This window comes from Herpetosiphon giganteus (assembly GCF_016907925.1).
GTDB classification, from domain to species: domain Bacteria; phylum Chloroflexota; class Chloroflexia; order Chloroflexales; family Herpetosiphonaceae; genus Herpetosiphon; species Herpetosiphon giganteus.
In genome coordinates, this window is record NZ_JAFBCZ010000002.1 from 105,750 (window position 1) to 123,788 (window position 18,039).

Annotated in this window: 18 protein-coding genes; 12 read left to right on the plus strand and 6 right to left on the minus strand. The window is 50.8% G+C overall.

The window, feature by feature from the left end:
• Window positions 1-133: 133 nt before the first annotated feature.
• The 6 genes from JOD20_RS02005 to JOD20_RS02030 all read left to right on the plus strand — a co-directional run bounded on the left by JOD20_RS02005 (window position 134) and on the right by JOD20_RS02030 (window position 5,193).
• Window positions 134-1,516, plus strand: coding sequence for a vWA domain-containing protein (locus JOD20_RS02005; protein ID WP_204753669.1), 1,383 nt, complete (start codon window positions 134-136; stop codon window positions 1,514-1,516).
• Window positions 1,517-1,716: 200 nt separating this feature from the next.
• Window positions 1,717-2,718, plus strand: coding sequence for an MBL fold metallo-hydrolase (locus JOD20_RS02010; protein ID WP_204753670.1), 1,002 nt, complete (start codon window positions 1,717-1,719; stop codon window positions 2,716-2,718).
• A 29-nt stretch (window positions 2,719-2,747) separates the two neighbouring features.
• On the plus strand, window positions 2,748-3,506 hold the full coding sequence (locus JOD20_RS02015; protein ID WP_204753671.1) for a Crp/Fnr family transcriptional regulator: 759 nt from the start codon (window positions 2,748-2,750) through the stop codon (window positions 3,504-3,506).
• A gap of 77 nt (window positions 3,507-3,583) precedes the next feature.
• A complete protein-coding gene (locus tag JOD20_RS02020) occupies window positions 3,584-4,042 on the plus strand; it encodes a hypothetical protein (protein ID WP_204753672.1) in 459 nt (152 codons plus the stop codon).
• Between the two features lie 35 nt (window positions 4,043-4,077).
• Complete coding sequence (locus tag JOD20_RS02025; RefSeq protein ID WP_204753673.1) at window positions 4,078-4,722, plus strand: RNA ligase family protein; 645 nt, start codon at window positions 4,078-4,080, stop codon at window positions 4,720-4,722.
• A gap of 51 nt (window positions 4,723-4,773) precedes the next feature.
• Entirely contained in the window at window positions 4,774-5,193 is a 420-nt protein-coding gene (locus JOD20_RS02030; protein WP_204753674.1) for a DUF3054 domain-containing protein, read from the plus strand.
• A 42-nt stretch (window positions 5,194-5,235) separates the two neighbouring features.
• Here JOD20_RS02030 and JOD20_RS02035 read toward each other — a convergent pair whose 3' ends face one another.
• Together JOD20_RS02035 and JOD20_RS02040 are read right to left on the minus strand one after the other, a co-directional pair.
• A complete protein-coding gene (locus JOD20_RS02035; RefSeq protein ID WP_204753675.1) occupies window positions 5,236-5,760 on the minus strand; it encodes an RNA polymerase sigma factor in 525 nt (174 codons plus the stop codon).
• Window positions 5,761-5,776: 16 nt separating this feature from the next.
• Window positions 5,777-5,977 (minus strand): YgaP family membrane protein, encoded by a 201-nt coding sequence (locus JOD20_RS02040; protein WP_204753676.1) that lies wholly within the window; start codon window positions 5,975-5,977, stop codon window positions 5,777-5,779.
• Between the two features lie 184 nt (window positions 5,978-6,161).
• On the opposite strand from JOD20_RS02040, the gene JOD20_RS02045 reads away from it, so the two are divergent.
• Both JOD20_RS02045 and JOD20_RS02050 read left to right on the plus strand, forming a co-directional pair.
• Entirely contained in the window at window positions 6,162-7,214 is a 1,053-nt protein-coding gene (locus tag JOD20_RS02045; protein ID WP_204753677.1) for an STAS domain-containing protein, read from the plus strand.
• 1 nt (window position 7,215) lies between these two features.
• Complete coding sequence (locus JOD20_RS02050) at window positions 7,216-8,322, plus strand: pyridoxal phosphate-dependent aminotransferase (RefSeq protein WP_204753678.1); 1,107 nt, start codon at window positions 7,216-7,218, stop codon at window positions 8,320-8,322.
• 84 nt (window positions 8,323-8,406) lie between these two features.
• On the opposite strand, the gene JOD20_RS02055 is transcribed toward JOD20_RS02050, so the two are convergent.
• Window positions 8,407-8,685, minus strand: a complete 279-nt coding sequence (locus JOD20_RS02055; RefSeq protein ID WP_204753679.1) for a hypothetical protein — start codon at window positions 8,683-8,685, stop codon at window positions 8,407-8,409.
• A 340-nt stretch (window positions 8,686-9,025) separates the two neighbouring features.
• On the opposite strand from JOD20_RS02055, the gene JOD20_RS02060 reads away from it, so the two are divergent.
• Window positions 9,026-10,255 (plus strand): esterase/lipase family protein, encoded by a 1,230-nt coding sequence (locus tag JOD20_RS02060; RefSeq protein ID WP_204753680.1) that lies wholly within the window; start codon window positions 9,026-9,028, stop codon window positions 10,253-10,255.
• Window positions 10,256-10,311: 56 nt separating this feature from the next.
• Window positions 10,312-11,229 carry an ADP-ribosylglycohydrolase family protein gene (locus JOD20_RS02065; protein WP_204753681.1) on the plus strand — a complete coding sequence of 306 codons (918 nt, stop codon included), beginning with the start codon at window positions 10,312-10,314 and terminating at the stop codon, window positions 11,227-11,229.
• A 335-nt stretch (window positions 11,230-11,564) separates the two neighbouring features.
• On the opposite strand, the gene JOD20_RS02070 is transcribed toward JOD20_RS02065, so the two are convergent.
• The 3 genes from JOD20_RS02070 to JOD20_RS26830 all read right to left on the minus strand — a co-directional run bounded on the left by JOD20_RS02070 (window position 11,565) and on the right by JOD20_RS26830 (window position 16,347).
• Window positions 11,565-14,846, minus strand: coding sequence for a tetratricopeptide repeat protein (locus JOD20_RS02070; RefSeq protein WP_204753682.1), 3,282 nt, complete (start codon window positions 14,844-14,846; stop codon window positions 11,565-11,567).
• Between the two features lie 102 nt (window positions 14,847-14,948).
• Entirely contained in the window at window positions 14,949-15,647 is a 699-nt protein-coding gene (locus tag JOD20_RS02075; RefSeq protein ID WP_239583683.1) for an ATP-binding protein, read from the minus strand.
• Window positions 15,622-16,347 carry a DnaD domain-containing protein gene (locus tag JOD20_RS26830; RefSeq protein WP_338034167.1) on the minus strand — a complete coding sequence of 242 codons (726 nt, stop codon included), beginning with the start codon at window positions 16,345-16,347 and terminating at the stop codon, window positions 15,622-15,624. The genes JOD20_RS02075 and JOD20_RS26830 overlap by 26 nt, the downstream gene beginning before the upstream one ends.
• Before the next feature lie 203 nt (window positions 16,348-16,550).
• On the opposite strand from JOD20_RS26830, the gene JOD20_RS02080 reads away from it, so the two are divergent.
• Both JOD20_RS02080 and JOD20_RS02085 read left to right on the plus strand, forming a co-directional pair.
• Window positions 16,551-17,282, plus strand: coding sequence for a YdgA family protein (locus tag JOD20_RS02080; protein ID WP_204753684.1), 732 nt, complete (start codon window positions 16,551-16,553; stop codon window positions 17,280-17,282).
• A 43-nt stretch (window positions 17,283-17,325) separates the two neighbouring features.
• The gene (locus tag JOD20_RS02085; RefSeq protein WP_204753685.1) at window positions 17,326-18,012 is read left to right on the plus strand and encodes a hypothetical protein; all 687 of its coding nucleotides are present in this window, start codon (window positions 17,326-17,328) and stop codon (window positions 18,010-18,012) included.
• Window positions 18,013-18,039 lie beyond the last annotated feature (27 nt).

Consider the following 18,039-nt stretch of genomic DNA (forward strand, 5'->3'; position numbering starts at 1 on the left):
ATTATGAAGGATGAATTATGAAGGATGAATTATGAAGCCTTCTTTAGTATTACTGCATTGCTCATAATCCATCCTTATCCAAAGATATTTCATCCCTCATCCCTCATCCTTCATCCTTTGCAGGGGGGTTCCGATGCATGAACGAATTGTGGCATTTGTGAAGGCGCTGCGAGCAGCCGGAGTTCGTGTGTCGCTCGCCGAAAGCCTTGATAGTTTTAATGCCTTAGAACAGCTGGGCATCACCGATCGCCAGCTGTTTCACGATGCGCTGTTGGCAACGTTGGTCAAAGATGCAACCAATCAGGCCCAGTTCGAGGAGCTGTTTCCGCTCTTTTTTGGCCATGGCGATGCCCCGATGATTAGCGAAGCCAATGGCTTGAGCGGCCTTGATTCCGAAGAATTGCAGCAGTTGCGCCAAGAAATTGCCCAACTCCGCGAACGAATTCGCGAATTAATGCAGCGCCTGATGGATGGTCAAAATCTCACGCCAGAGGAATTGGCGGGGCTGGCTCGTAGCTCGGGCATCAATCATATTCAATCGCTCAACCAACGCCGCTGGGTCGAACGGCGCATGGAACAGCAAATGGGCTTGACCGAGTTCAAACAGTCGCTTGAGGATTTGCTCAAACAATTGGAAGCAGACGGCATGGATGCGGCAGCCCTCGCTGAAATAATGCAGCAAATGCAGGGCAACGCTCAAGCCATGCGCGACCAAATTAGCCAATTTGTTGGCTCTGGCTTAGCCGAGCGCATGAGCGACGATTATAATCCGCAATATGGCGACGATCTGCAACATCGACCATTTGGCTCGCTCTCCGATGCAGATATTCAGCGCATGCGTCAAGAAGTGCGCCGTTTGGCAGCTTTGTTGCGTTCACGGGCATCATTACGCCAAAAGCGTGATAAAGCAGGACAAATCGACATCAAACGCACGATGCGCAATAATATGCGCTATGATGGCGTGCCGATGAAATTGGAACATCGCAAGAAACAACAAAAACCTAAGCTCGTAATTATTTGCGATATTTCAACCTCAATGCGGCCTGTGGCTGAGTTTATGCTGCGCATGATTTATGAATTGCAAGATCAAGTGAGTAAAACGCATTCATTCGCGTTTATTGCTAATTTGCACGATATTACCGACCAACTCAACGATAGTCGCGCTGATATTAGCGTCAATGATGTGCTCGAAAGTATTCCGCCTGGCTACTACAACACCGACCTTGGCCGCAGCCTCGATACCTTTTTGCATAGCTACTTGGACACAGTTGATTGGCGCACAACGGTGATTATTGTGGGCGATGGTCGCAACAACTTTAATAATCCGCGCTTGGAATCGTTGCAAACCATCCGTCGCCATGCCAAACGCTTAATCTGGTTTACGCCCGAAGATACCTACCAATGGGGCACTGGCGATAGCGATATGCAGCTCTACGCGCCGCTCTGCGACCGGGTTCACCTCGTGACTAATCTGGCCGAACTGACCTCGGCGGTTGATCGCTTATTGGCTAACTAGCTATTTATTGAGCCACCTATAGGCCATAGGTGGCTCAGAATCCTCACCGATAATCCCCTGTATGGTTGCTTTAATCCACAATTAACCTGTGCTATAGTTCGTTGGGCAAGTGTGAGCTAGCTAACAGCCGCTTGTTTACGAATTGGGCATAATAGAACCACGATACATCAAACCCACGTCAACCCAGAAGGAGATAGCCAATGACAACCATGACAGTGCGTTTTTGGGGTGTGCGTGGCAGCCACCCAGTTTCCGGCCCAGAATATTTGAAATACGGTGGCAATACCCTGTGCGTCGAGGTCGAGGCCAATGGCCACACGATTATTCTCGATGCTGGGACTGGGATTATTAACCTTGGCAAAAGCCTGAATGCGCGCGCCAAAGCCAGCGGCAAGCCAATTGATGTGACGATTTTGTTCAGCCATATGCACCACGATCATACCCAGGGCTTTCCATTTTTCACCCCTGCCTATCGTGGCGATACCAATATGCATATCTTTGGGCCTGGCATTTTTGAGCGCGATTTAGAAGAAACCTTGGCCAAAACCATGTTGCCACCAGTTTTTCCGGTTTCGATGGCCGAATTGCCCGCCCAAAAAATGGTGTCGAGCATTCGCGAAACTGATGTATTATTGCTCTCAGAGGAGCGCGGCGAGGCGATGTTGCGCAATCGTTTTCACGATAATCTCAGCGATATCGACGAGAATATGATCGTGATCAAATCCCTGCGCTCATATGCACACCCCGATGGTGTGTTGGTCTACCGCATTGAATGGCAAGGCATGAGCGTTGTCTACGCCACTGACACAGAAGGCTATATTAATGGTGATCAACGGCTAGCTCAATTTGCCCAAGGAGCTGATGTACTGATTCACGATGCGCAATACACCGAGGATCACTACTTAGGCAAAGCACCAGGTTTTGGCTCGACCCAAGGCTGGGGTCACTCAACCGCCACCATGGCCTGTGATGTGGCTCGTTCAGCCAAAGTTGGCACCTTGGTATTGTTCCATCACGAGCCAAATTATGGCGACGATGTGATCGAAGCAATTGAACAGCATGCCCAGTCGATGTTTTCTGGCACGCTTGCCGCCCGCGAAGGCTTGGAATTGGTGCTGAATAAACCGCAACCTGAGACAATCAGTAGCGAAGATTCCAGCATGGATGTGACTGAGCCATTAAGCACCGATGTCATAAGTTGATTAACGGTAGCAGGTGGAGGAAGACGCTCATGAATCCAACCATAACAACGATAAATCAGAGTTTTGGCTGGCGCATGCTAGGAGATAACCCAATGTTGAGCGATGCAGAACTGGCGTTACTCCGCGATGTTGAGCTATTTGAGGGCCTTGCTTCAGAGCAGGCCGCCCACATTAGCCGACGCTTGGTGCGGCGTACCTTCCCTGCTGGAACCAATTTGATGTCGGTCGAGCAACCTGGCGAGGTTGTCTATATCATTCTGAGTGGCACGGTCAAAATTCATGTCGAGCAGGCAGATGGCACCGATGTAATCATCGCGATGCTTGGCGCTGGCGATACGGTCGGCGAAATGAGCTTAATCGATAGCGCTGGCCGCTCAGCCACCGTCGTCACTCAAGAAGAATCAACCTTGCTTTGGATGAATCGCACAGCTTTTTTGGAAGCATTGCAAAATGCTCCGGTCATTACCTTGAACCTTGTGCGCATGCTTTCGAGCCGTTTACGCCTTGCCAATGAGCAAATTCAGGCCTTGGCAACCCTCGATGTCCATGGGCGGGTGGCGCGTCAGCTTTTAGCCTTCGCCCAAAAATATGGTCATCCCGATGAAGCTGGCACAGTGCAAATTCCGATTCGGCTTACCCAGAGCGATTTGGCAGGCTTGGTCGGTGCATCACGCGAGCGGGTTAATCAAGTGATCGGCTATTTCAAGCAACGCCGCTATCTGAGTGTTGATCAACACTATCACATCAGTTTGCACAACCTTGAAGCCTTGGCCAAACGCATTAAGTAAGCTGTGGAGCAACCCTGCAAACGAGCAACACGCCACAAGCAACCACTTGTGGCTTTGGGTTTAAGTGGGAGAAGTTAATGCAAAAATGGCTAATTGGTTTCCTCATGGCGGGATGTTTGTTACTCGTTGGCTTGGGCTTATTGAATTTAGATTCAGTTCCGCTGCATGCCCATCCCCAAGCAGCGATTGAAGCCTATTTGCACTATATGCAGCAACCCGATTCCCTAAGCGAGCAAGCAGTATTTGTTGATCAGATTGAGCAGCAACGCAGCCAGTTACAGCAGGCCACGGCGATCTACGCCAATCACACTGTTCATTTTCAAGCTGTGGCGTTCCACGATACTGAGAATCAATTTTACAAAACCGCAGTCATCACCAGCACACTAACCGATCAATTCGGCCATCAACACCAGCTTGTGGATAACGTTGTGGTTCAGCAAGTGCGGGTTAATCATCAATATTTGCCAAGTACAAAAGCCGAGATAAGCTGGAAAATACACTTAATCAATGGCGATTTGCCCCAGATTGTGCCCTAAATCCAGCACGCATGATCTGGCGCTGAGGAATGATCATGCTTTATTATCCCAAAATGGCTGATAGCCGCAACGCACCCTTGACTCGTTGCTGGGCCTTTGAAAAATACGATGGCACAAATTTGCACTGGGATTGGGATCGGGAGCTTGGTTGGCATCGCTTTGGCACGCGTCGCGAAGCCTTTGAATTAACCAGCCATGGCAGCAAGCAATTTAGCCAAGCGCATGCCCATCTTCAAGCAGCGCCAAATCTATTTCAGGCAAGTTTGGCCGAGCCATTAACCGAAATTTTGCTACGCAATGCCAATTATCAAGCCTACAATGAAATTCGGGTGTTTACTGAATTTTTCGGCCCCAACTCGTTTGCAGGCCTGCACAAAACCGCTGACCCCAAAGAATTGCGTTTGTTTGATGTGTGGCTTGAGGGCTATGGTTTTATCGGGCCACAGCAATTTAGCGCCGATTTTGCTAGCCTCAATAGTGCGCGAGTGGTTTACGAAGGCAAATTAACTGGCCAATTTTTCGAGGATGTGCGCAATGGCAAATTTGGTGTGCACGAAGGCGTTGTTTGTAAGGGCGGCACTGGTGGCGGCGATCTGTGGATGGTCAAAATCAAAACCCGCCACTACCAAGCTCTGCTCAAACAAGCTTTTGCCGAGCGCTGGGAAGCGTACTGGGAGTGAGCGCCTATGCTACAATCCAAGATAGCGAATTGCTTTACAAAGGATTTGACCATGACGACAAATCAAGAACTTAGCAACACGCCCGACAACTCAGCCCGTGTGATTGGCCTGATTGTTGGCGATGTGGCGATTTTTGCCTTATTTGTGATTATTGGGCGGCTTTCGCACGAGGAAGGTGTGAATGCAGATGCAGTGATTAATGTAGCTGCGCCATTCGTAATTGGCTGGGGCGTTGCCGCGCCACTGCTGAAGCTTTACACCCCAGCGGTCAGCGAACATACCAAAACTGCCTTGCAACGCACCGCGTTGGCGTGGTGTGTGGCTGCACCCATTGGACTCGTGTTGCGCTCGCTGGTTTGGAAGCACGATTTCAAGCCTGGCTTTGCCATTACCACCTTCATTTTCAACATGATTTTGCTGTTGGCATGGCGCGGCTGGTCGGCCTATCGAGCGGGCAAGCGCAGCCAATAAAACTACTTCAGCGCATAAACCAACATTTATGCGCTGAATTTTTTAACCAAGGCAATACTGCTCAGTAAGGGTTTGGCGCAGCTGTTGCCGTGCGCGATGCAACCGACTTTTGACCGCCGCCTGACTTAAGCCAAGTTGGGCTGCAACTTCTGGCGTGGTCAAGGCTTGAATATCGCGTAGCACCAAAACTTGGCAATCAAGCGGTGCTAAATTGCTGATTGCCAACGCCAAATCATGGCTTAGTTCGCTTTGATCAGTTTGAGCCATGCTAAGCGCCAATTGCTCAGATAAGCTGGTGTTGCCTCGTAGTTGGCGCATTAAACGATAGCATTCGTGTTTGACAACCTGAAATAACCAACGACTAAATGCTCCTGCCACGCGTAATGCCCCGATCTTGCGGGTGGCAATCCACAACGCCTCTTGTACCGCATCTTCGACATCTTCTGGCGTGGCACAGACGCGGCGCGCAAAGCGGGTCACATCTGGTTGGTAGTGGTGCAAGAGCTGTTGTAGGGCCACGTGATCGCCCTGCTGAGCTTGTTCGACTAAATCTTGGATTAGCAGCATGGGTGCTCCTCGGGTTTTATTGTGGTTTACGGCCCATCAAATGGCATGCAGGGCAATAGCCAACCATTCCTGTGACCAACAGCACAAGCGCACTGATAATACTCAGCCATTGAACAATTGCTGTTGGGGCTAGCCACAGCGCCACTCCAACCAAGGCCAAGGCTACAATGCTTCGCACCCAACGTTCCCAGCTTGGCAGATTTTTGCGATAGAGCATGCGTGATTCCTCATAGCTACATTGTTGTTATAGCTATAAGAGTCGCCAATTGGCTCAAAGGATTCAAAATCGGCAAAACGAGTTTGTCATCAAGCTGCCAGATTGGTAACTATCATTGCTGCCAGCCCTAGAGTATAATAGCGCCAAGCATCAATCCTCATTGCTAGGGTCTTGGGAGCTTTTTATGGAAGCAGATAAAACAATTGGTCAATCGTATCGCCAAATTCAGCAATTCCTGCTTAATCAAATTCTTGGCACGATGCTCGTGTCGACGAGCACACTCAGCGTTCTGATGCTGATTGCCTTGGCCTTGCCCCAAGCCCGAACACTCCCGTTTGTGATTATGACCTTGGTTGCGATCAATGGAGTCGCGATTATTCTCATCAGCCAATACTGGATTCGGCGTGGCTACCCGCGGCGTGGAGCCTTTTTCTTCGTTATGAGTGGTATTTTATCAGGCGCAATTTTGGCAGTTGTGTTTAATCTTCCATCGTTTATGGCCTTAGTTGCCATTGTCTTGATTATTGTTAGTGCCATCTTGATAGGTTTCCGGTATACAATTTATCCTCTAGTCGTATCAATTATTGTTTCGATATTTTTGGCAATCGCCGACTATAATCAATGGTTTAAAGCCTATCAATTTGATGATAGCGTAATTATTACATTTATTATTCAAATCATTATGATATTGAGTATGTTGATTGTTACGGCAATTATTATTAATATGGCAGTTAAGCGTTTAGAAGAGAGTTCAGACGAAGCGTTTTTACGTGCGCGCGATGCAGAAGAAGCCCGCTTTGATCAAATTGTCCTCAACGAACAATTGCACCACGATAACCTTGAAAAACAAAAACTGCTTGATGTCATTGATACACTGGAAACGCCGGCGATTCCAATTCTGGCCGATACCGTGGTTATTCCGATTTTGGGCTATGTTTCCGATGAACGTTTAAGCAAAATTCAAAAAATTGTGCTTGAACATATTCATCGTGAGCGGATTCAAACAGTCTTGGTGGATATTACTGGCGTGATCAGCGTTGATCAGCATTTTGCTCAAGGCCTACAGCGTTTGGTACAAGCAATTTATGTATTGGGCGCAAAAGTGTTTCTGACTGGAATTCAGCCAAAAACTGCGCATATGTTTGTTGATTTTGATTTGCATACTGCCTTGCCCGAAACCTATGCCACTATCGCCGATGCAATTGAAGATTTAACTATGCTTCAGAGCAAAAAGTAGCATGCCCCAACCACGCTACCTTGAATGGGCTAAACAGCAGCCAGCAAGCGCAATATTAAGCAATAGCAGCGTCTATTTGCCAAGTGTGCGCAACGCGATTCAACAGCAATTGGCCGAGCCTGCTTGGTTCGAGGCTGCCCAACAGGCCAATCCTTGGGGCCATCCACGGCTCCAACAGGCATTGCAGGCTTGGCACACCAGCAGCTATGCTCCATTAATTGTGGCGGGAGCATCGAGTGCTTTAGCGGTCGTCTGCCAAGCCTTGTTGCAACCAGGCGACCATGCCTTAATCGAAACTCCGCACTACGAGCCATTTCAGCGTTGCGTTTTGGCTCGTGGCGCAACCTGGAGCGCCTGCCAACGCCATCCAATCAGCTTCGAATTTGAGTTAGCGCAACTCGCAACTAGCATTACTCCCCGCACCAAGCTTGTGCTGCTCAGTAATTTGCATAATCCAAGTGGCAACTTAAGTAGTAAAAGCCAGCTCTTGGCTTTACAGCAAACCCTTAATCAAACAACTGCTAGGCTTGGCCTTGCGCCGCTGCCAATTGTGGTTGATGAAATTTATTGGCATTTGGTGGCTCAGCCTGAATTTGGCAGCGTTGCTGAGCTTGGCGAACAATGGATTAGCATCAATAGCCTCGCGAAGGTCTATGGCTTAAGTATGCTGCGCTGTGGCTGGATTATGGCAGCGCCACCAATGCTTGAGCAACTACGCCCCGCCTATCTTGATTTGATTAATATTGGTTCACCGCTGACCGAATATCTGGCCGCGATGGTGATTGAACAGTTGCCAACCTATCAGATGGAGGCTCAACGCCATGTTGCCGCCAATCGTCAAATAGTGCATGCTGCACTTCAGCCATTAATTGAGCGCGAATTGCTGCGTGGAGCGCTTCCTGAAGCTGGGTGTAGCTATTTCCCCAGCCTCAATCTACCTGTGGCCCAAATCTCGCAAGTAGCTGCATTAACTGGCTGTGTGCCTGGAGGATTCTTTGGCCCAGCCTACCACCAGCATGTGCGGCTTGGTTTTGGCGGCGATTCCACAGTTGTTGCGGCGGGCTTAGACCTATTTCAGCAAACCCTGCGCAGGTTGAGTCAGCATTGATGCTTGTCAAACCCAGCTTTGTGAAGTAAATAATTCAGCGTGACGGCAATGCTTATCACGCTGAATTGGGGTTGAAGTATCTGATTAGCGTGGAAAATCGCGACTTTCAGGCCAGCGGGCGGCTGCTTCAGCTTCTTGACGCAGCCGATGTTGAGTGATGGCACGAAACCGAATCATACAACTCCGGTGAGTTTGGCAAGCTACCCGCTGGCAACTTGGGCAAAGCTCGGCGAGCCGGACTGATTCTGCGGCATTGGCAGTGGCGACAACGCGGGCAATACGTTCATCAAGCATCCGCTCGTTGGTCGCAGCATTCTCAGCCAAACGCTGGCTGCGGGTATGGAGATAGGTTTTCGGGGGCATTGACTGGCCTCATTTCATAGGATTGTGGGGTATCGCTGAAGCAAAAAATCAATTGGCTGTGGCTCATGTGGCTCGGTTTGAGCATCCATGAGTTGTTGATTAAGCGAGGAAGCTTGCATTGCTGATCTGCTTGCGGGCAAATAGCACCATCCTAAACATAGGCAACAGGCGCAACATTGATCGAAGAAACTTAACATAGTATAGCATACAAGCCGTCAGCGCTCGCGTATCTGCTATACAATACCTGTAATGGTTGATTGGATTGGCTCCCAGTTCTGCTCCTTAGCTATTTCATCTACCTGAACATTGATCACAGCCTACTCATAGGCAGGGAGGCGTTATGCCCAAAGCTCATCTGCAGCGCAGCGATCTGCAAGGCATTAGTCGCTTGGCAATTGAGGCTACAACTCAGATTACCAATATCAGCGAAGGCTTGTTTGCCACAATTATGCGCCGCCCAAACCGCCGCATTGGCGGGATTCCTGGCTTCGTTTATCGCCAAATCCATACGATCACACGCTTGGTTGGCGAGGGCCTTGAGGCAATTTTGGCTGCATTTGGCGCTGCGGCGACGCAAACAGAATCATCTCGCCAACGCGATGACTTGCTGGCAGCCTTAAATGGTGTTTTAGGCGATTATCTCGTGGCCAGCCACAACCCGCTACAAACCAGCATGAGCCTACGCGTGGCAGGAAAACCACTCGACCTTGAACAATCTGCGCTCCAAACCGCAATCGAGCAGCCCCAACTGCGAATTTTGCTCTACCTGCATGGCGTGTGTATGCACGAGCAGCAACTCAAACAGCATGGCCATGATCATGGCTTGGCTGCCGCCGCAGCTTTAGGCTATAGCCCAATTCATGGGCGCTATAACACTGGTTTGCCGATTGCCAGCAATGGTCAGCAATTAAGCCAATTGCTTGAACAACTGCTTGCCAATTGGCCTGTACCCGTTGCCGAAGTTGTGATCTTGGGCTATAGCATGGGCGGTTTGGTTGCGCGCAGCGCTTGTTACTATGCTCAGCAACTGGGGCATACCTGGCCTCAGAAGCTGAGCAAACTGATTTTTCTGGCCACGCCGCACCATGGTTCTGCGGTAGAACGCTATGGCGCTTGGTTGCACTACCTGCTTGAGCGCAATCGCTATAGCGCTTTATTTGGCCAGATTGCTCGGTTGCGCAGCGCAGGCATTACCGATTTGCGCTATGGCAAGCTTGTCGATCACGAGCAGCCAGCCGTTGATCGTTTTGAAAAACCTGGCCAACGCCCTGATCGGGTGGCGTTGCCCGCGCATGTTGCCTGTTATGCCTTGGCGGCGACGCGATCGGCCAAAAAAGCCGCGCATTCGAGCTTGCGTGGCGATGGCTTGGTGGCGGTTGCTAGTGCGTTGGGTCAGGCTGCGCATCAGCCAGATCTGGATTTGCAGATTCCTGCTGATCGCCAGGCAATTGTCTATAGCACCCATCATTTGGGCATTTTAGCCAACCAAGCTGCCTATCAGCAACTTTTGGCTTGGTTGCAGCCGCTTGAATCTGGCATGAATGCTGCTAAGATTGCAATCGAGAACTGATAGACAGAAGCCGTTGTAGCACTACAATTGAATCCATCAACGTTGATGAGGTAGCTATGCTTGAGCGTTATCGTGGCTGTTTGTTGGGGTTGGCGGTTGGCGACGCAGTTGGAACGACGGTAGAATTTAGCCCACCAGGCTCGTTTAAGCTCTTGACCGATATGGTTGGCGGCGGACCGTTTAATTTGCCGCTTGGGGCGTGGACAGACGATACATCGATGGCCTTATGCCTTGCTGCCAGCTTGATCGAACGCCAAGGCTTCGATGCTGTTGATCAGATGCAGCGCTATTGCCGTTGGCGTGATTATGGCTATATGAGCAGCACTGGCTCGTGTTTTGATTGTGGGATTACGGTTGGCAATGCCCTCAGTAGCTTTCAACGCACTGGCGAACCCTATAGCGGCTCGACCGACCCTGCGACTGCTGGCAATGGCTCGTTGATGCGTTTGGCTCCGGTGGTTTTGGCCTACGCAAGCCAGCCAGAGCAGGCCATGCAGATGGCGGTCGATAGCTCGCGAACAACTCATGGCGCGTTGGCGGCGCTTGATGCATGTCGCTATTTCGCAGGCTTATTAATTGGCGCGCTGAATGGCGTTGATAAGGCGACGTTGCTGGCCCCGCACTATAGCCCAATTGCCAATTATTGGCAGCAACAACCATTGCAAGCAGATATTGCCGAGATTGCCGCTGGCTCGTTTTGGCAACGCCAACCACCAGAAATTCAGGGCACTGGCTATGTCGTGCGGTCGCTTGAGGCTGCTTTGTGGGCCTTTGCCCATAGCGATTCGTTTCGCGAGGGCTGTTTGATGGCGGCCAATCTTGGCCACGATGCAGATACCACTGCCGCAATTTATGGCCAAATTGCCGGAGCCTACTATGGCGAGGCTGGCATTCCCGCCGAATGGCGCAAACCGATTGTGAGCCACGACCTAATTGTCGAATTTGCTGAGCGCCTCTACCGTTTGAGCCACTAAAGCCACCAACCAAAAGCCCCTCGTCCGTTCAACGCTTTAAGTGTAGGTTTTGAGCGATTGGTCGGCGGTGGAGCGTTCCCTCACCCCCCAGCCCCCTCCCCCACTAGACGCGGGCGAGGGGGAGTATCCGTTTTTACCGACGAATTGTGCAAGAACCACGGCATGAAAGCCCCTCTCCTGCTGGGCGGGAGAGAGGTTGGGGTGAGGGGATTGTCTTGCGCATTGGCCGCGGGTGAGGGAAAATCGCCACTTGGTTGTTGCCGAAACTACGGCAAAACCAAGCAACAAAAAGCCCCTCTCCTGCTGGGCGGGAGAGGGGTTGGGGTGAGGGCATCTTACCCCTTGGCAACTTGTTGCTGATCGAGCATCCGTTGGGCGGCGCTTTGCAACGCTTCAACCCGTTCGTCATCGGGCAACAATTTGGCCAATTGTTTGTAGGTTCGCACTGCTTGACCATACTCTTGGACGCGCATCAGCACATCGGCCAACTGCTCGTAGGCATCTGCATCTTTTTGGTCGAGCGCAATCACTTGGTGAAATGAAGCGATTGCTTCTTCGTAATTACGTTGCTGAATCGAGAGCCGTGCAATTTCGCGCAATTGCACTACCGCATCTTTGGTGCGCAACGAGAGAATGTTAAAGCTAACCAAGTGTTGGCGGGCTTCGGTGTCGTTAGGCGCAATCTGCACAATTCTGTTGTACATTTCGGCTGCCTTATCAACCTTGCCCAAAGTCCAATAGACATCGGCTACTTGCTGAATGCTGGCGACTGCATCCTTGACCAAGCCTTGCTTGCGTTGCAGTTCGGCCAGTTCATCCAAGCCTGCCAAGCCCTCGTCAAGATAGCCCCGCCGCATCAACATTTGAGCATGACGCGATTTGATTGGGATATTCTTGGGTGCGAGCTGCAAGCCTGTTGCCAAAATCTCCAAAGCACGATCAAGCTGGCTTTGGCTTTCGTAGTAGCTTGCCAACTCGTCAAGTTGGGTCAAAGCCTCAGGCAAGCGCCCTTGGCGGAAGTAGATGTCGGCCAATTTGGTGTAGGCTTGGCGATCGTAGGGCAACAATTGCTTGACCCGTTGCAAGGCCTGAATTGCGCCTTCGAAGTTCTCGTTGGCGGCGTAGGCTTCGGCCAAGCGGCGTTGCAACTCGCCCTCGTTGAAGGGCTGGGCAAAGGCATGCTTGGTGCTCAGCGCTGGCACCGTGCCAGTAATTAGAATCGCCTCGATTTTGCGCAACTGCTCAATCGAGCCAGCAGCGTTGCCTTCGGCGATATAGCTATCGGCAATTGCTTGATAGACCAAGACTGGCGGAACCAAGGGATCGGCATCAATTTCTAGCAATTCGAGCGCCTGATTGAACGAGTGCATTGCCGATTGATGTTGCTTGGTTGATTGTTGAATTAAGCCCAAGAGAAACTGAATAATTGCCCGATCGGTAATCAAGGTGACCGAGCGATATTCTGCTTGCACATCGTTCAATTGCTGCGGATGGTTGGCCAACTTTTGCATCAAGCTCGCCACCGAATCCCAAATTGCATCGGGAAACTCGCCCATCATCGCCAAGGCAATATTGGCTTGGGCCATGACCACCAAATCATCGGGCTTTTGCACAATGACACGTCGGAACTCTTCCAAGGCTGCTTCCCAGCGTTCGAGCTTGAGCAGCACTTGGCCATATTGAGCGCGCAAATTGACGTTATCAGGTGCCCATTCAAGCAACTTGCGAAACTGCTCAAGCGCCTTGACCGTTTGGCCTTGGCGGAATTGTTGGTTGGCAACGTAGGCCAATTGTTCGGCAGCTTCGTCGTTGCGGCCTTGTTTGCGCAGCACTTCAGCCAATTCAGCCCGAATAATCGTGCTATCAGCAGAAAGATCAATTAATTTGTGATAAACCCCAATTGCCTTGTGAGTTTCGCCGCGGGCTTTGTAGGTTTCGATCAACAAATTGAGCTTTGATAAAGCTTGATCCATGCGCCCCAAACGTTCGAGAATTTCGGCCATGCGCAAGTGAATCGCATAAAATTCAAGATCGTAGCGAATAATTTCGTGGCAGGCATCGAGCGCAGCATACAAGAAATTTTGCTCGGTAAACGATTCGCTGGCCTCGACCAAGCGCTGAATGCGCTCGCTGCGGCCTTCGGTATCGATTGGGGTGAGCGGCGCAAAATGCACTTCGCTGGCTGGTGGCAAATTGGCAGCCAGCACATCAAGCGGGTCGATGTCGGTCAGCAAGCTTTGCGGCGAGTGAGCTAGATGGTTGGTATTGTTATTAATCAAGGCCTCAAGGCTGGCCATATCATCGATTGGGCTGGCTTCGACGCGGTTTTTGGGGCTGAGGAAATCGGTGATCGACGGCATCTTGCCCCAGGTTTCGGTCTGTGGTTCGGGCACAGCCTCTTCTGGCGGTGGCGCGTTCAAAATGCCCGTGCCAAGCATGCGCAATTTCGACATCATGCTGCGGTCGGTCAATTCTTTGGCTTTGGCATTGTATTGGGCTGCTTGTTCTGTGCCCCAACGCTTGCCCTGCAAAAAGCCCGCCAAGGTTGAATACAACGAGGCGGCCCGCGCTACGTCGCCAAGCTCAAGATAAATTGCCGAGGTCGCTTCGTACATATCGATCAAATCGCTGGCTTCTTCTTTGCCAATCGATTGCAAATCGACGTAGCGAATCGCTTGCTCAAACTCTTGGGCAGCGCGTTCCATTTGGCCAATTTTTTGGTAGATTGTACCAATCGCGAAGTGGGCCGAGAGCGCATATTCATCGTTGTTGCTGGCAATGTCGAGCACGCGCAAGGCATCTTGGTGGCGCTCAAGCTCATCGTAGATTAAGCCCAAGCTATATTGCATGTCGGCGCGTTCGGGCAGCACGTCGACCACCCGTTCATACATTTGGGCTGCTTGCTCCAACAAGCCATTATTTTGATATTCAATGGCCTCGTTGACCGCGCGTTCGATTTGCTCTTTGGTTTGTAAGCGGCCTTGGTCGGGCAATTGATCGCCGGTTGCCGCCGTAATTAAGGCTTGGCGAGCCAGATCGACTTTCTTCTTGAATTCTTGGGCCGAGAGGCTGGCAGGGTCGACGTTGAGTGCTTCGACCGCAGCTTCATCGGCGGCATCGTATTGCTCAACATCGTAAAATTGCTGGCCCAAATGCAAATATTCGCGAATTGCGCCAGGCTTATCGCCTGATTCAGCCAGCACCATGGCCAAGCGCACCCGTGCCTCTTCGTGGCTGGGGTGAATCTCCAAAATATCGCGGTAGGCGCGGACGGCCTTGAGCGGCAATTTTTGAGCGATCAAGCGCTCGGCCAACTGCATAAACAGATCAATCGCTTGATCGGTGTCGCCTTGAGCACGATAAATCTTGGCGATATATTCGCTGAAAATTGGATTATCAGGATTGCGTTTGAGCAATTCCTGCCATAATTGCAACGATTGCGGCAACTTATTGGTATGAAACAAGGCTGTGGCGACAGCCATCCGTGCCTGCTCGTGAGTTGGAAATTCGGTCATGGCGCGAGCGGCTTCAGTTAAGGCCTTGTTCCAATCGCCAGCACGTGATGCAAGCTGATATTGTTCTAACGCACGGTCAAAAATTGCTTGGTTCCCTGCCATCCGAACCCCCACAGACACAAGGATGAAGAACTTCGTTGGATAAGTGGCAATATTGCAACCAGTTGCCTGGATTAATGCTGCGCACTCGGCCCGTTGGCGATCTTACTTGTATCGAATGTTATTGTTACGTGTTGTTTGTCGATAGTCTTTCGCTTGGATTACGGTTTGTCTACAGAGTTCGATATCTAATAAACGCGAGGCAATCCGTGGATCAAGCTTATCTAAATCGACATTTGTTGTAAAAACCGTTGGTAAGTGATTATTATAACGGTGATTGATAATTTGGAACAATTTTTCGCGCGCCCAAGCAGTTGAACTTTCTGCGCCTAAATCATCAAGTACCAAGAGCTGAATATTGCGAATTTTCTCAAAACGCTCATCGTAGGCTACTTCGGAGCTTGGGCCAAAGGTCGAGCGCAGATAATCGAGCAAATCGGGCACGACCATAAAGATCGTCTGATACTCGCGGCGTACTGCTTCGTTGGCGATGGCGGCTGCAAGATGGGTTTTGCCACAGCCATACCCACCAACTAAAAGCAACCACCCTTTTGGTGCTTGAGCAAACGCCTTGGCGCGTCCAAAGGCTTCGTTAACCCCAACGATATGCGCGTTGAAGGTTGTAAAGGTTTTCGATTCAAAGGCCTGCAAATTACTTTGTTGCCATAGTTTATCACGTTGGCGGCCTTCTTTTTCGGCAAGTTTGCATTGGCAGGTAATCAAATGGCCAAAGTTCGGGTCGTTAATCGGCACATCCATGCAGAAATAGCCAGCGCCCTTACAAATCGGACAAATCTCCTCCATCGGAGTCGCCGCTTCTTCCGAAGAGGGCGGCATATTTGCCCGTGGTATATTTGCTGAGATCGAAAAGCTGCTCGGATCGATGCGACGTAGATTCTTTTCCATCGGTTTCCCACCGTTCTAGTATGCGCCGAATGTAGCGCCAATTGCGCACATTGGCTTCAACCGCTTTGGTGATGGCTTCTGCGAGCCATTCAGCGGGATATTTGGCGCTGGCCTCGTGCAATTGCTCAATCAGCAATGGCGTGAGCAGGCCAATATTTTTTTCGTATAGGCCAAAAATGGTTGGTTGGGCGGCGGGGCTAGCTTCGGGGGCAAGCACCCGTTGGCCTGCTTGGCGCTCGACCCAATGGCGGTTGGCTTGGGTATTGATCAAATACCAACTGACCACGCGGCCAGGCTCTGGGCTAATTAAGTGCAGCAATGTGCTGCGTTCAACGGCCAAACCCAAGGCCTCTTCTAAAACATCGCTGGTTGGGCGCAATTGCGAAACGCTACGTAAGGCCTGGGCTAACACAGGATCGTTGCATAACGCATCCCATGAAACCCGTTTGGCCCGCCCGCGCTGCTGGCTTACCAACCAAAAGATATGCAGGGTTACTTTAAGCTCAGCCAAATTGCTGATCGAGGGTAGAACATCGCTAAAGAATTCTGCCGGTAGCGGCACGAGATTCTCAGTTGAGAAGCCATGAAACGCCGCCACGGGTTGCCTCCAAAAGTAGCACTGCGCTGATTCGTCTGCACTCAATGATACCACATGCCGCAACGCTTGCGACCAACTATCCACGGTGGAATTCACTCACATCCAGCCTAGCGCCAAGCGAACGCTGGGAACTTCTCAGGGCCAATAAGCGTTATGCCTTTAATCTAATCCTTACTTCTCTATTAGCAAGATGGAGTTTCCTAATGCGCCGAATTTTAGGCCTTGTGGCAGTTTGTGTAGCGCTTTGGCACGTTTCGCCAGTTGCCGCCTGTAAAATGATGGAACCAACGATTGATAGTGTGACCCAACAAGCTGAACTGGTCGTTGTCGCAACTGTTACCAAGGTTGAAGGCAGCCAAGCAACCTTTAGCGTTGAAACGCCAATCAAAGGCAGCTTGCCTCAAAATGATCTCGATGTGCTCAACCATCAAATTCACAACGGCCCTGATTGTCAGCCAAATTTGGGCGATGGCAATCGCTTTGTCGAAGGCAGCCGTTGGGTTTTGTTCCTTGTGCCAACCACGCTCGACCCTGATATTACCTGGCAAACCGCCAGTTTTGGCGATTATGGCGCATTGAAAGTTGAACAAGATCAAGTAATTTATACCGAGCAAGGCGCACCCCAGCAACTGCCATTGCCCGATATGGTCGAAACATTGACCAATTTTAGTGGGCTTACGCCAAATCAAATTGTCGATCCTGTGCCTGGCAAGCCTGCGGTCGAGCCAGCAATTATGCCAACCCCAGACCCAGCTTTGGTCGAACCATTGCCCAATAGCAATGCTAACCCTGCGGCTCCAGTTGATGCTGCTCCAGCTGCAACCAATTCCAGCAGCAGCGCCCCAAGTTGGTTGCCATGGCTGCTGGTTGGCGTAGCCGTCGTTGCTGCAATCGGAGCCTTGATTGGCTGGCGACGTAGCCGTAGCGCACAATAATAATTCAATCCGTTGAGAGCTACTTGATTGAAAGGAGGCGACGATGCGTTGGATATGGGGCTGTATGCTTGGGTTGATCGTCGTTTTGTGGCCTGCAACGCCAGTTGCCGCATGCTCGATGATTGAACCAACTCTTGATAGCTTAACCCAACAAGCTGATCTGATTGTAGTGGCGACAGTTAGCAACATCGACGGTGATCAGGCCTTTTTCACCGTCGATACGCCGATCAAAGGTTCGGTTACGGGCGAACCATTAAGCGTGCTCAACCATATAATCGGCTATGATGCTGGATGTAAGCCAGAGCTTGCTGAGGGCAATCGCTTTGCTGAAGGTAGCACATGGATCTTATTTCTCAACCCAAATCAACTGAGCGCCTCAGCGACATGGCAAACGAGTAACTTTTACGATAATGGTGCGCTGAAAGTAGAGCAAGATCAGGTACGTTATCGTGAGCAAAGCCGCGAGCAAACGCAGCCATTAACTGATTTGGTCAGCACCCTGACGAATTATAGTTTGGCAGGCGGTCCCACCGCCACCGTGCTGCCAGTCGATCAAACTGCCGAGCCAAAAGTACAGCCGAGTATCAATATGCCAACCGCAACTCCAGAGGCCGTGCTTCCAGTTACCGAAACCACAGCCGAACAAGCAAGCGTTTTGCCGTGGGTTCTGGTTGGCATCGGTGTCTTGGCTGGTATCGGGGCCTTGATTGGCTGGCGGCGCAGTCGATAAAAATCAAAAGGCTATAGGCTATTGGAT